This window comes from Pseudomonas sp. SID14000 (assembly GCF_002165135.1).
GTDB lineage: Bacteria > Pseudomonadota > Gammaproteobacteria > Pseudomonadales > Pseudomonadaceae > Aquipseudomonas.
Window position 1 is genome coordinate 290906 of sequence record NZ_NFZQ01000008.1, and the last position, 14266, is coordinate 305171.

Consider the following 14266-nt stretch of genomic DNA (forward strand, 5'->3'; position numbering starts at 1 on the left):
CGCCAGGCTGATGGAAATCAAAATCATGCACATGATTTATTCGTAACATGCATGAGCAAACAGGCAAACAATACACTGCTCCAATAGCTGCCAAATACCCGTAACACAAGCGCTATTGACTTACTAAGGCACCAAGATAAACTGCGCCTTATGAATATTCTTGAGAACAAGCACCACATCATGCTCGACGCACTGGCAGAAGCCCCCGCCGAGGCCAGGCAAAGTGTACGGTTGTGTTTCGAACTGCTGTCCGCAGCTGCGGCAATCAACCGCATATGCGCGGTGCGCCTGGCTCGGCACAACCTGTCGGAGGGGCGTTTCGCCATCCTGCTGACCTTGCAAGCGGCTGGCGGACGCCTGTCACCGCTGGAACTGGCGACTCGTCTGGCAATTACTTCAGGCACAGTCACCGGATTGCTCGACGGCCTGCAAGGTGACGGTTTCATCAAGCGCCGCAAGGATGCCCATGACCGTCGCAAACTGAGCATCAGCCTTACCCCGGCAGGCGTTTCGGTTCTGGACGCGGTATTCGCCGAACACACCGATTGGATCGGCACGATCATGCACACGCTGGACAACACACAGCGGGAAGCCCTTTCCGCCACGCTACAGGCACTTTCGGCGAGCCCTGCCCTGGAATTGCCACCCGACAAGGACTGAAGCCAATACCCCCGTCAAACCACATGGAGGTGGATGATGTTGCAGAATCAGAGCGTACTGGCCCGAATCGGCAGGAAGCCGCGTGTACATAGCGAGTGCGACCAGGTAAGGCGGCGCCAGGCCTGGCTTGAAGCCTGCCTGCCAGCAGCACTCTACCGCCGCCTGTTCATTCGCCGGCTCTCCAGGCAGTCGCTGGCGATTGAGGGCTTCAGTTTTCGCCCGGTGCAGAATCTTTTCGAACTCGAACAGGCCCTGCGCCTGGTCAACGAAAGTTATGCCCGTCGTGGTATTGCTACTGTCTGCCGCGCCGGCATGCGCTTCTCACCCTTTCACCTGCTACCCGGCACGACCACGTTCGTGGCACTGAAAGGCGACCAGGTGGTGGGGACCGTGTCACTGATCGAAGACTCGCCGCTAGGCCTGCCACTGGAAGATGTCCATATCAACGAAGCCGTCTTGCAGCGCCTGGGCAGTGGCCGCCTGGCCGAAGTCGGCACTTTGGCGGTATGCAGCCACTACAAAGGCAAAGGCGTGCCTCTTATGTTGTACAACGCCTTGTTTCGTTGGGCGATGGACCATAGCCGGGTAAATACCCTGCTGATCGCCGTGCACCCTCGCGCCGCAGGCTTCTACCGCAACGTGCTGTTCTTCTCGCCCATTGGCCCTGTGCAAACCTACACCAAGCTCAACAATGCCCTGTCGCTACCACTGGCCTTGAACCTGAAACAGGCGCGCCAGGTGTTCGCCAAGGTCTACCAGAACCCAAGCCTGGGCTTTACCGTCGAAGAACAGCGCACCGACCTTTTCGATTTTTTCTGCGCACGGCATTTCCCGCACATCCAACTGCCCGTCGCGCCTCCTCAAACCCACTGGAGCACTGACGAGGTGCTCACCCACATGGCACGTTGCGGCACCTCGCCGCACCATCTGACGCCACGGGTACGACGGGTTCTGCATCTGGATTGAGCAGCCCGGCCCGCGTTCCACACCAAACGACTTTCATGGAGGACACGTTCATGGACATGGGATTGCTGCGCGCGATCTACAGGGAAATTACCCTCAGGCAGCCACTGGTACGCACACCTGAGCCTGACCTGGTAATGGCCGACGACGCCTGCGTCTCGGCTTACGCGGACAGCGCAGGCCAGGGCCAAGCGTTGTCCGGTACATACCTGTACCACTGCGCACAGATGTGCGCGTTGATCAAGCCAGGTGATGTCGTGCTGGACATCGGCTGTGGCCCAGCCAGCCTGTTGCTGCAACTGGCCCGCCTGAACCCGCGGGCCGAATTCATCGGCACCGACCTGTCGGCCAGCATGCTCGAGGTGGGCCGGGCTTCGATTCGCCAGCAGGGCATCGACAACGTCGAACTGCGCGAGGAAGACATGACTCGCCTGGCCGGTATCGCCGACCGTAGCGTTGACGTAGTGATCTCTTCGATGGCGCTGCATCACCTGGCCGACCTCTCCCAACTGGAAGCCACGTTCCGCAACATAGCGCGGGTGCTTCGCAATGACCGGGCCATCTACCTGAACGACTTTGGCAGGCTCAAGTCGATAGAGTCGGTAGACTACTTCGTCAGCCGCGCCAGCGACGGCGCCGACCAGGCGACCCTGCTCGACTACCGCAACTCGCTGCTGGCTGCCTTCTCTCTGGAAGAGTTCCAGACCCTTGCCGCCAGTTACCTAGGCCCATGCGCCAAGGTATACAGCACGGCTGTCAGCCCGCTGATGATGGTGATCCGTACCCCCAAGCGGCGTTGCGTGGCAGCGATGAAAGGCGAGTTTCGGCGACGCTACCGCGATTTGCCACGCAGCCGCCGAGCCGATGTTGACCAACTGCGCCTGTTCCTTGGCATGGGAGGTCTGGCAAGTGCGTTCTGAGCCGCAGGGGCTGCAAGCTGCCCTGGTAGCATGGCGCGCGGTGCTGGGTGATGCCCATGTACAGAATGACGCCAGAACGCTGTGCCAGCTAAGCCAAGACACCATGCGTTCGCCCGCCCATGCCAGTGCCAGGATCAGGCCAGCCAACAGCGAACAGGTAGCAGCCTGCCTGGCCATTGCGCGCCAGCACGGTGTCGCTGTGCAGCCGGTAAGCACTGGCCACAACTGGGGCTATGGCGGCGTGGCAACGCTTCACGACCGCTGCGTGCAACTCGACCTGTCGCGCATGGACAGGATACTCGCCTTCGACGAGGCACTTGCCGTGGTAACCCTCGAGCCAGGCGTTACCCAGGCCGCGCTGGCCGATTACCTGGCCAGTCGCAACCTGCCTTTCCTTACGCCAGTCACCGGCGCAGGGCCCACCTGCAGTGTGCTGGCCAACGCTCTGGAGCGCGGCTTTGGCATCACACCGTTAACGGACCACTGGCAAGCCGTCATGGGCCTTGAAGCCATTCTGCCCGATGGCCAACGCTATCGCTCGCCGATGTGGGCAACTGGCACGACCGCCTGCTTCAAGTGGGGCATCGGCCCCTACCTGGACGGCCTGTTCGGCCAGAGCGGGCTGGGGGTGGTAACACAAATGTCGATCGCCTTGGTCAAGCGCCCACAGGTAGTGCAACCGTTCTATTTCTGGGTGGATTCGGCGGCACAACTCCCGGCTGCCCTCGATGGCATCAAGCGCATTCTGGAACGGTGTGGTAGCCAGGTGGGTGGCATCAACCTGATGAACAGCACGCGCCTGCTGAGCATGGCCTACGACACACGGCCCCTTACTCAGCTGGGCCAGGCCGAACGCGACGCAGCCGCTCGGTCGCTGGCATTGCCTGCCTGGATGGGGGTTGGTTCGATCTACTGCGAACAGCCCCAACTGGCCTCGCTCAAGGGCATCATCCGCAGCGAACTACGGCGTTTCAGCAGCCGTTATCTGTTCCGTAGCCAACGCCAACTGGCTCTGGCCGAGCGCGCTTTGCGCCTGCTGCCGGGGGCTTGGTCCAGGCGCTGGCAGGTAACTCTAAGCAAACTGCGCATGGGCGTCGAACTAATGGAGGGGCGGCCAAACCAGGTGGCACTTCCGCTAGCGTATGCCGCAGGTGCACAACCGCAGCAAGGCGCCTTGCTCGACCCGGCCCGGGACAACTGCGGCCTGATCTGGTACGCACCCATCCTGCCCCTGCGCAGCCAGCAGGTGGCCACCTTCGTCGGGCACATGGAGCAGGTTTGCGAAACTCATCGAATGCCCTGCCCGGTTACCCTCACTACCTTGTCGGGCCGAGCAATCGACTGCACCGTGCCGCTGCTGTTCGACCGCAACGATGCCCCCGCCAGCAGCCGCGCCGAAGACTGCTATCGGCAGTTGTTCCGCATGGGTAAGCAGCAAGGTGTACTGCCCTATCGACTGCCTCTCGCCTTCATGGGCTTGCTGAACGAAACACAAGAACCTGCCTGGCAACTCGGGCAGCGCCTCAAGGATGCCCTGGACCCACAGCACCTGCTCGCACCAGGGCGCTATTGCCCGTTGGCACCTACCCCCAAATGCCAACCTGCTGTCACGGAGCCTCAGCAATGACTGATGATCGCAAGTCTCTGATCGATCTTGGCCAACTGCCAACCCGCAACCTGGCCGAATGCCTAGCCGTAGATCAGGTGAAACTGGCTAATGCCCTGACAACCCAGTTACCTGCGGCACTGGTCGAGCAACTGGCTGACAGTGCTGCCCAGGTTCAGGCGCTGGGCCTGTCAAAAAAGGTTGCTGCCATCGGCTTGGCACTGGGCCAATGGCTGGAACATGCGCCTGCCCCTCTGCGCCAGGAGGTGTTCGAGCAATGCTGCACGCACCCGTCCGACACCGTGCGCAGCTGGGCGGCCTTCGCTCAGGCGCACCTGTCACGCACCTTACCTGTGCAAGACGCCCTGCTGGCGCAGTTGCGCTTCGCCCGCGATGAACACTTCGGTGTGCGCGAGTGGGCCTGGATTGCCCTGCGCCCGCGCCTGGCACAGCACTTGGACAGCGCCCTGCCCCTGCTCCGTCGCTACGCGGGCGACGCGGACCCGCTAGTGCGGCGGTTCTGTATCGAAATCCTGCGCCCACGAGGTGTCTGGTGCGAACACATAACCGCACTCAAACAGCAACCTGAAGTAGCCGAGCCGTTGCTGGTGCCGTTATTGGCCGAGGCCGAGAAATACCCCCAGGACTCGGTGGCCAACTGGCTTAACGATGCCAGCAAGACCCGACCCGACTGGGTGCTCCAGCTATTCCAGCGCTATCCCCCTGACTGCAAAGCCTCGCAGCGAATCCACACCCGGGCAACCCGAAGCCTGCCCCATTGAATCACCACAAGGAGAGAAGCATGTCACTCAAGGAAAAACTCGACGTCGTCAAACAGCAGATGGCCCAACTGCCTACCGAAGTGCTGGAAAAATTCGGTACTTCGCTACAGGCCCTTATCGCACGCCACCCAGAAACCCGTGCGCTGAAAGCCGGCGACAGCGCTCCACTGGCGGTGTTGGAGGATGCCGATGGCAAGGCGGTAGACCTGCGTGCGTTGCTGGAGCGCGGCCCATTGGTGCTGGTGTTCTACCGCGGCCTGTGGTGCCCGTTCTGCAATGCCACGCTTAGCGAATACCAACAGATGGTGGGTGACCTGGCCGCCAGCGGTGCCACCCTGGTGGCTGTTTCCGCACAGACCACTGCCGCTACCTTGAAAACTCGCGAAGCCCTCGGGGTGAGCTATCAACTGCTGAGCGACCCCGGCAATCAGCTCGCGCGCCAATATGGCATCGTCTTCGAGCTGGAACCGGAGCTCGAGGCGGTGTACCGCTCACTCGGTGCAGACCTCAAGGCCTTCAATGCCAGCGACGACCTCAGTTTGCCAATGGCCAGTGCATTCGTTATCGGCCAGGACGGTCGCATACGCCAGGCGTTTATCAATGTCGACTATTCCGAGCGCGCCGAGCCCCAGGCACTGATCGAAGCCGCCAGCAACTGAGTACCACTCCCCGGCACCGGGCTTCCCGGTGCCTCACCTCGTCACGGACTGATGACATGAAACGTATTGCTATCATGGGTGCCGGCGTGGCCGGCCACCTGGCTGCTTTGTACCTGCGCAAGCGCCTGCCAGGCGTAGAGGTGACACTGATCGGTCGCCCGGACCGCAAGCGGCCGATCGTCGGTGAGTCGACCGTCGAGCTGACCACCCATTTTTTCAAAGGGATCGGGTTGGGCAGCCTGCTTGAAGAAAAGCACTACCACAAATACGGCCTGACCTATTACCTGAAGCTGCGCAACAACCCGGAATGCCGTAACTACGTGGTACATGAAGCACCTGGGGTAATCCGCATGCCCGCCTACAACCTCAACCGCTTCAGCTTCGACAAAGACCTGCGTGCGATCGTGGCCGACCAACAGGTACAACTGATCGAGGCCGATGTGTCTGCGGTCGACCTGCACGAAGGCGAGCATACCCGTCACCGCCTGACCCTGCGCAGCGAAATGCAAACCTGGCAAATGGACGCCGACTGGGTGGTGGACGCCACCGGCCGCAACCGCTTCATGGCCAAGAAACTCAAGCTGCACAAGGAGCCGACCTACCAGCGCAGCACGTTCTGGTTCCGCCTTCGCCAGTTTGACCGCAACATCCTGCGCAGCATCAACACCCACAAGGACAAGCATCACTGCTTCGACCCGTACTACGTCACCCACCACTTCTACGGCAAGGGCTACTGGATCTGGCTCATACCCATGCGCAGCGAAGACGGCGCCGACATGATAAGCGTCGGCATTACCTACCGCCCGGACATGATCAGCGAACGGATTGGCACGCTAGAAGCCTTCAAGGAACGGGTCATCGCTGACCACCCGGTAATCACCGAACTGATGGCTTCGGGAGAAGTCGTCGACCAGCACGCCATGTACAACTATATGTACGAGGCCAACCAGTACTATTCCACCGATGGCTGGTTCCTGATCGGTGATGCCGCATTCACCTTCGACCCGGCCAACAGTGCCGGGCTGGCCTATGTGGCCCAGCAGATACCTCAAGTGGCCGCGATGATCGAGAAAGACATCCAGGGCACGTTGACGCCTGCCTATGTCAATTGCCTGGAATCGCACATCCAGGCGCAGCTGGCACTTCAGGACACCTGGAGCAAGTGGTACGAGGTAATGGACGACCCGTTCCTGATGGGCTGGACGCTGCTGTTCGCCAACATGGCGTACTTCCATGTAGTACTGCCGATGTATGTCAGCGGCGACTTCCTCGACGGCCATCAGGCCCAGCAATTCGCCGACTTGTTGCCACGCTACACGCGAGACCTGCAGCCATCACCGCTACCATTTGCCTGCCTGTTACGCGAAGTACGCCGCTCCAATCCGGGCATCAGCCCGCAGATGATCCCCAACCTGTATTCGCGCACCATCAACTTCGACCTATACAAGGCCGACAACCAGGCCCGCCCGCGATACGCCGCCAGCTACTTCCTGCGTTCGGCACTACTGCGCTTACGCCTGATGCGCATGGTGCGCTGGAGCTTGGCGCCTCGTCACATGAAACTGCTGGCGCGGCATAGCCTGGGCACGCTGCAGGACTTGGGGCGCGCTACCAGTCTGCGGCTGATGCCGTCACTGTTCTACAAGTACGGCGAGGCGCCCGAGCTGCTCAAGTCGCCATTTGGCAGCGACGGTGGCTTCCTTGACCTGGTGCGCCACTGATGACCATGCCCATGGCCGAAGCCAGCAGCGGTGGACTGCTGGCTTATAGCGGTGTGCGCCTGGCTGCGGAGATCCGCAATGGCACCCTGTCACCGGTGGCACTTGTCGAGCACAGCATCCGCCGCTGCCAAGCCACGCAACGGCGCTGCAACGCCGTGGCAGTGGAGCTGTACGACCAGGCAAGACGAGCCGCCGAAGTTGCCGAACGTCAGCGTGACCAAGGCGCATCGTTGGGTCGCCTGCATGGCGTGCCCTTCAGCTTCAAGGAGGGCCTGGGGCTGGTCGATGCGCCCAAAACCTGCGGCTCGCAACGCCGCCAGCACAAGGTTGCCGAGTTTACCGCAACCGTCGCGCAACGCCTGATCGATGCGGGCGCCATTCCGGTCGCATTGGGTAACCAGGCCGAAATGGCACTCTGGCCGGAAACCGATAACCCGGTCTACGGCCGCACCAGTAGCCCCTTCCGGTACGACCGGAGTGCCGGGGGCAGCAGTGGCGGTGATGCAGTACTGGTCGCCAGCGCCTGCGTGCCATTCGCGCTGGGTACCGACGGGGGCGGCTCGGTGCGAATCCCGGCTGCCTGCAACGGCATTTTCGGCCTCAAGCCATCACGGGGGCTGGTGCCACTGACCGGCCACCTCCCCTTGGACGAACGCGGCCTGGGGCAGGCGAATGCCACGGCTATTGCCCGGCACTTTGCTGCCGGCCCACTGTGTCGACATGCCGAAGACCTGCCCGTGCTGCTGGAAATCATTGCCGGGCCCGACCAACGGGACCGCAATATACTCGACAACTACGTACACCGCCCGCCGTCCTCGGCATTGCAACGCGTGTACCTGTGTCAGCCCGAGCGGCTGAGCTGGGGCAGCCGCCTATCGCCAGCGGTGGCCCAGGCACTGGATGACTTGGCCCACCATTATCAGGGCCAAGGCACCCATGTCGAACGCTGGCAACCCCAGGTACTGAACGATGCGTTCGCCATCTGGATGGCTGTGCTCAAGCAGGAAACCGGCGTGCGCCTGGCCGACATTCTCGGTGACGGCCAGCCTGTGGCGCATTTTGCCCATGCCTGGCAAGCACTGCTCGGCCAACCGCGACATGCCACCGGACCTTGGCTGGCAACCGTGCTCGACAGGCTGGGCGAATGCCTGGGCAACCCCGGCTTGGCAAGGCAGCTCCCCAAGCGCGATGCCTTGTTACGTTCGCTGACTGAACGACTGGATGGCAACAGTGTGCTGGCCCTGCCCGCGTTGCCCGGCACCTCGCCCAAGCATGGCCATGCCCTGCGCTACCCAGGGGATATCGGCTACACCGCGTTGTTCAACGTACTGGGCCTACCAGCCCTGACGGTACCTATGGGGCGCCTCGATCAAGGCTGCCCGGTTGCCCTGCAGTTGGTGGCCGGCCCTGGCCAGGACCATGTGCTGCTCAACGCTGCCCGCTCACTGGAGCTTGCATTTGGTGGCTGGATCGCACCGCCCTACTGAACATACTCATTCGGGACCTCATCATGCCCAATACCCTTCACGCCAGTACCGTGCAGCTCGCACCAACGGCCCCGGCACAGTCAGCCGTTGGCTCGCAGGCCGAACACCTGACCCTGATGTTCTTGCTGCAACTCATCGTGATCTTCAGCGTTTCGCGGCTGATCGCCTGGTTCAGCACACGCCGCCTAGGGCAAACGCCAGTCGCCGGCGAAATCCTCGCCGGGCTGGTGCTAGGCCCAAGCCTGCTGGGTTACTTTTTTCCTGAACAACTGGCCGCGCTGTTCGTCCCGCAAACGGCCACTGCCTTCGTGGTAACGGCACAGATCGGCCTCATCTTGCTGATGTTCCAGGTTGGCCTGGAATTCGAGTTCGGTGCGCACCTCAAGGGCCGCAAGCGTTCGGTCGTCATCATCAGCATGGGTGGGCTGTTGGTACCATTTGCCAGTGGAATGCTCACTGCCGAGTACTTCTGGCAGCAAATCAGCGGGGACAAACCGGCCCTGCTGGCGTTCCAGCTGTTCTTCGCCACGGCACTGTCAATTACTGCCCTGCCCATCCTGGGGCGCATTTTCATGGAGCTTGGCCTTTCGCGCTCACGAGTCGCCACCCTTACCATAGGTGCAGCGGCTATTGACGATGTCTGCGGCTGGCTCATCCTCGGCGGCGTTACATCGCTGATCGCCTCGCAGTTCAACCCTTGGGCTTCGTTGGCACGGGTACTTGCGCTGGGATTGTTCATTCTGCTGGTGATAGGCTGGGTGCGACCACTGATCATGCGCTGGATCCTCGGCGACCTGGAACGCCGACCGCTGACAACCCAAGGCATATCGCTGATGCTGATCATCCTGTTGGCCAGCGCAACAGTGACCAACCTGATCGGGGTGTTCTCGATCATTGGTGGTTTCATTCTCGGCGTTGCACTGCACACCGAGCGCGGCTTCGTCCAGCAGTGGAATGCCAAGGTCAGCGGTGTGGTCAACGCATTTTTCTTGCCGATATTCTTCGCCTACACCGGCCTGCGCACTGATGTGGGCGCCCTTGAAGGTACGACCGCCCTGTGGAATTGCCTGCTGATCTGCCTGGTGGCGTTCGCCAGCAAGTTTTTCGGTGCCTACGGGGCCAGCCGCCTGCTTGGCGAGAGCCGCCGCGACGCGGCGCTGATAGGTGTGTGCATGAATACCCGGGCGCTGATGGAACTGGTAGTGCTCAATGTCGGTTATGACCTGGGCGTACTGCCCAAGGAGTACTTCACCCTGCTGGTGATCATGGCCATCATCAGCACCTTCATCGCCTCGCCCTTGATCCGGCTGCTGACAGCATACGCCCGCACCCCACGTTCGACCCCGGAGGTAACCGAGGTCGGCCGTGGCTGAAATCAGCGCGACGTTTCGACGCGCAGTACTTCGGTGTAGATCGCGTCGACGGTCTGACCAACCTTGAGGTTCTTCATACGCGCCTGCAGGTCCGGGTTCTCGACTTTGACCACCTGCAGCTTGCCCTCCGGCGGTAGCAGGCTCACCTCATGCATCTTGAGGTCAATCTTCTTGATCTGCGAGGTCACCTTGACCTGGCGGAACGCCTCGCCGCCCGGGTTGGGGTTGTCTGCCGTGGCGCGAATGGTACCGGACTCCTCCGTCGCCTTCGGCGCCCCGCCCACCTCGGGATTCAGCACATAAGCCACCGCACGGGTCACGTAGATGTCGACCTGGTCGCCCACCTTCAGGTTGGGAAGCGCCTTGGCCTTTTCCGTAAGCTGGAAGGTCACATCCTTCTTGTCGTCAGGGCCTTTTACCGTGACCTGGCGGCTGGCCAGGTCGATGGCCGTGACCTGCGTGGTGACGTGGCTTTCCAGCGCCTCGCTGCCAATGGGAATACCGGCAGCCTGCACCGTGAAGCTGGCGGAGGCCGCCAGGGTGGCGAGGGCAACAGCACGAGCGAGAGTACGAATCGGATTCATAGGCCTGCTTCCATGTGATCAAGACCGGATAGGTGCGTGAAATGTTCACGCGCCAACAAGCATAGCGTTTGCTTGCCACATTGCCGGCCCCTCTCCCTTGCGACGCATTTCATCACTTTTCGGCAATTGCTTCCTTGCAACAGTAAATGCGAATTCTTTACACTTGCTTTGCATTTACAAATCATTACTATTCGTGATCTCAAATACAACAAAGAGTCACCTGTAATGGCAAAAAAGTCTGTTGCCCCAGCATCCATTTCCATGCTGGGCCTGCTGGTTGTGCCTGCTGTTCACGCGGCTGTCCAACCTGAATCGCAGGGTTCCCTCGCCTTGCCCGCCACTGCCGTCACCAGCGCCTACGAGCAGCAAAGCTACAAGGCCAGCGAAAGTCGCAGCGCCATGAAGATCGACGCCCCGCTGCGCGACATCCCGCAAACTGTCAACGTCGTGCCCGAAAGCGTGATCAAGGACCAAGGTGCGCAGTCCATGGAAGACGTGCTGAAGAACGTGCCCGGCGTCGGTTTGTCCAACGGCGACGGCCAGCGTGACCAGGTGACCATTCGCGGCTTCAGCGCCATTGGCGACATGTACATCGACGGCGTGCGCGACGACGCCCTGTACTTCCGTGACCTGTCGAACATCGAGCGGGTCGAGGTGATCAAGGGCCCTGCCGCCGTGCTGTATGGCCGTGGCTCTTCGGGCGGCCTGATCAACAGCATCAGCAAGAAACCGAGCTTCACGCCCAAGCGCGAAGTCGGCATGAACTTCGACAGCGAAGGCAAGCGCCGCACCCAGTTCGACACCGGCTGGGCCGACCCGCAAAGCAACCAGGCCTACCGCGTGACCGGCGCCTTCGAAGACAGCGACACCTTCCGCGACGATGGCTACATCGACCGCAAGGCCATCGCGCCGTCGGCCTACTTCCGCCTCTCCGACGACCTGGAACTGAACCTGGGCGCCACCTATCTGTACGACAAGCGCCTGATCGACTTCGGCATCCCGGCACTGGGCAACCGCCCGGTGGATGTGGACCGCGACAAGCGCTTCGGTTCCGGCGATGCCGACCAGGACTACGCCCGCAGCGAAGTGTTCTCGCTGACCGCGAGCCTGGACTACCGCATCAATGACGACTTCACCCTGACCAACACCAGCCGGTATTACCGCTACGACCTGGACCGCAACAACACCCTGGCCGACAGCAGCCCGACGCGCTTCGTCACCGCGCCCAACGGCGAACTGCTGGTCAAGCTCAACCGTGGCAACGTCGCCCGCGACGAGTACGGTGTGTTCAACCAGACGGAGCTCAGGCAACAGGCGCAGCTCGCCGGCATGCAGCACAACTTGCTGTATGGCATGGAAGTAGGCTTTCAGGACAAGCATCAACGTTCATTCGGCCAGAACGGGGTAGCCCAAGTCCCGGTTTACCGTGATGCACTGGTGCCGGTTCCCGAGCACGCGGCTAACCTCAACCAGAAAGGGACCAATTTCCAACAGACCACCGGCCTTTATGTGCAGGACATGATCGAGCTGAACGAGCACTGGAAGGCCCTGGTCGGCGTGCGCTATGACATCTTTGGCCAGGAGTATGACGACGAACGTGTAAATAACGTAGACCTTGACCGCACCGACAAAACCTGGAGCCCCCGTGCCGGCCTGGTCTATCAACCGGACGCTATCCAGTCCTACTACGTTTCGGTCAGCCGCAGCTATCAACCTTCGGGAGAGATGTTTGCGGTCACCGCCAGCAATGCAGACCTGGAACCCGAGGAAACCACCAACTACGAGGTGGGCGCCAAGTGGGACGTGCTCGATAGCCGCCTCTCGGTTACAGCAGCCATCTTTCGCCTAGAGCGCACCAATATGAAGACCCCTGACCCCATCAACTCGGGTTTGACGATATTGGCCGGCGAACAACGCACCGACGGTTTCGAAGCCACCGTCAGCGGGCAGCTCACCGACAAGTGGCAGATCTACGCTGGCTATGCCTATCTGGATGCCGAGATCACCAAGTCCAACAGCAAGACCAACGGCGTGGCCAACGAAGGCCAGACCCCTACCCTGACGCCGCGCAACAGCGCCAACGTCTGGCTGGTGCGTACCTTGACCCCGGAATGGCGCGTGGCTGCCGGCGCCAACTACGTCGACGAGCGCTACACCGCGCTCGACAATGTGGTGGTGATGCCGGGCTACACCACCTTCGACACCGCGCTGCTGTACAGCGTGCCGCAGTGGGATGCCGCGCTGCGCCTGAAGAACGTGTTCGACCGCGACTACTATGCTTCCGCGCACGGTTCGGTGGACCTGATCACCCCAGGTGCACCGCGTACGCTGGAAGCAAGTTTCAACTACCGCTTCTGATCGTTGCGCCAGCCGGGGGCCCTGCCATGGCGCAAGGCTCCCCCGCTGCATCTGGTGCAACGCAAGCATTCACCGCTTCGCTTGAATGCAATATCCTGCGCAGTGTATGGCACCGGCTTTGCCGGTGTTCGCGGCGGTTCGACGCCTCGATAAACCCGCTCCCACAGGGACAGCACCTTGCTTACGATTACAGAGTCCTGCCCATTAGTAAGGAGAACATATGAGCAGCAAGCCGAATCGCCCATACACGTCCTGGGCGCTGACCACCCTGCTCGCCTTCAGCCTGGCGCTCACCGCCGGTTGCTCCAGTAAAACCAGCAAGGCCCGCTACGCGACTCCCGCAGCAGGCTCCAACTGCTTCGCCAAGGCCGTCCCCACCACAGGCGAAGGCGGCCTCGCGTGGGGCAATACCCTGAGCATTGCCCGGCAGAAATCGCTGAACAACTGCGTGCGTTATGCAAGCCGGTCAGGGGGCACACCGAAGACTTGCCAGGTGGTGATGGCCAAGTGCAAGAACTAAACATATATAGACAAATTATAAAGTAAGATCTTTCTTACAAGTATATCCGCACTACTTCTCCTTCCCGAGGAGTACTTGAGCAGCATCCGACTCACTCAAATATATTCTTACACTTTCGACCTCGACTCAAAAGCGACAGTCGAGGCATTGTCTTGCCATTGAAACTCAACAACCACCCCTAACCTTAGCCAACTAAAGCAAGAACTTTCCTACAACACACAACCCATCAAGAAAACCACAGCACCGTACGCCCGCACGATATACGTCAATAACGCACCAATATGTCTCCATGAAATAGATGAGCAACAAGCTCATCTGTAATTAAGCAGAACTCTTTATTTCATGGGCCTACAAAGTTTGACCCTGAGCAAGGAGCTCCCATGACTGACGCTTCCGTCAGCAGCGCCACCTCCGGCCCAGCCTGTAGCGCACGCATCCCCATCCTGCCGGTGCGCTACGCCATCGTGCCGCGCACCGGCGATATGCCCGCCTGCCGCTATGCCGATGCAGGCTTCAACCTCGAACAAGGCTTCGGGCCGCTGCAACACTCTGCCTACACCCTGCGCGCGCTGCGACCGGGCTATGTCTACGTGTTCATGCAAGGCGCTCTGGGCCAGAAGCTGGTCATCCATG

Annotated in this window: 13 protein-coding genes; 12 read left to right on the plus strand and 1 reads right to left on the minus strand. The window is 61.0% G+C overall.

Going from position 1 to position 14266, the window contains the following annotated elements; genetic code table 11:
* Positions 1-150 precede the first annotated feature (150 nt).
* Genes CAY82_RS14540 through CAY82_RS14580 form a run of 9 tightly spaced genes read left to right on the plus strand, consistent with a single transcriptional unit; the run spans position 151 to position 10171 of the window.
* Positions 151-660 carry a MarR family winged helix-turn-helix transcriptional regulator gene (locus CAY82_RS14540; RefSeq protein ID WP_087501833.1) on the plus strand — a complete coding sequence of 170 codons (510 nt, stop codon included), beginning with the start codon at positions 151-153 and terminating at the stop codon, positions 658-660.
* Between the two features lie 36 nt (positions 661-696).
* Positions 697-1626: a GNAT family N-acetyltransferase gene (locus CAY82_RS14545; RefSeq protein ID WP_087501834.1), complete on the plus strand. Its 930-nt coding sequence runs from the start codon at positions 697-699 to the stop codon at positions 1624-1626.
* A 50-nt stretch (positions 1627-1676) separates the two neighbouring features.
* Positions 1677-2543, plus strand: coding sequence for a class I SAM-dependent methyltransferase (locus tag CAY82_RS14550; RefSeq protein WP_087501835.1), 867 nt, complete (start codon positions 1677-1679; stop codon positions 2541-2543).
* A complete protein-coding gene (locus CAY82_RS14555; protein ID WP_087501836.1) occupies positions 2533-4170 on the plus strand; it encodes an FAD-binding oxidoreductase in 1638 nt (545 codons plus the stop codon). Before CAY82_RS14550 ends, CAY82_RS14555 begins: the two co-directional genes overlap by 11 nt.
* A complete protein-coding gene (locus tag CAY82_RS14560) occupies positions 4167-4931 on the plus strand; it encodes a hypothetical protein (RefSeq protein WP_087501837.1) in 765 nt (254 codons plus the stop codon). The genes CAY82_RS14555 and CAY82_RS14560 overlap by 4 nt, the downstream gene beginning before the upstream one ends.
* Positions 4932-4951: 20 nt before the next feature.
* Positions 4952-5590 carry a peroxiredoxin-like family protein gene (locus CAY82_RS14565; protein WP_087501838.1) on the plus strand — a complete coding sequence of 213 codons (639 nt, stop codon included), beginning with the start codon at positions 4952-4954 and terminating at the stop codon, positions 5588-5590.
* Between the two features lie 56 nt (positions 5591-5646).
* Positions 5647-7311, plus strand: a complete 1665-nt coding sequence (locus CAY82_RS14570) for an NAD(P)/FAD-dependent oxidoreductase (protein ID WP_087501839.1) — start codon at positions 5647-5649, stop codon at positions 7309-7311.
* Complete coding sequence (locus CAY82_RS14575; protein ID WP_087501840.1) at positions 7311-8798, plus strand: amidase; 1488 nt, start codon at positions 7311-7313, stop codon at positions 8796-8798. Before CAY82_RS14570 ends, CAY82_RS14575 begins: the two co-directional genes overlap by 1 nt.
* 23 nt (positions 8799-8821) lie before the next feature.
* A complete protein-coding gene (locus CAY82_RS14580) occupies positions 8822-10171 on the plus strand; it encodes a cation:proton antiporter (RefSeq protein ID WP_087501841.1) in 1350 nt (449 codons plus the stop codon).
* 2 nt (positions 10172-10173) lie between these two features.
* On the opposite strand, the gene CAY82_RS14585 is transcribed toward CAY82_RS14580, so the two are convergent.
* Positions 10174-10755 carry a hypothetical protein gene (locus CAY82_RS14585; protein ID WP_087501842.1) on the minus strand — a complete coding sequence of 194 codons (582 nt, stop codon included), beginning with the start codon at positions 10753-10755 and terminating at the stop codon, positions 10174-10176.
* 225 nt (positions 10756-10980) lie between these two features.
* On the opposite strand from CAY82_RS14585, the gene CAY82_RS14590 reads away from it, so the two are divergent.
* The 3 genes from CAY82_RS14590 to CAY82_RS14600 form a co-directional block, all read left to right on the plus strand.
* Positions 10981-13113: a TonB-dependent siderophore receptor gene (locus tag CAY82_RS14590; protein ID WP_170931078.1), complete on the plus strand. Its 2133-nt coding sequence runs from the start codon at positions 10981-10983 to the stop codon at positions 13111-13113.
* A 220-nt stretch (positions 13114-13333) separates the two neighbouring features.
* Positions 13334-13633, plus strand: a complete 300-nt coding sequence (locus tag CAY82_RS14595) for a hypothetical protein (RefSeq protein ID WP_087501844.1) — start codon at positions 13334-13336, stop codon at positions 13631-13633.
* 380 nt (positions 13634-14013) lie between these two features.
* On the plus strand, positions 14014-14266 hold a 253-nt coding region (locus tag CAY82_RS14600; RefSeq protein WP_218190831.1), incomplete at its 3' end, for a toxin VasX.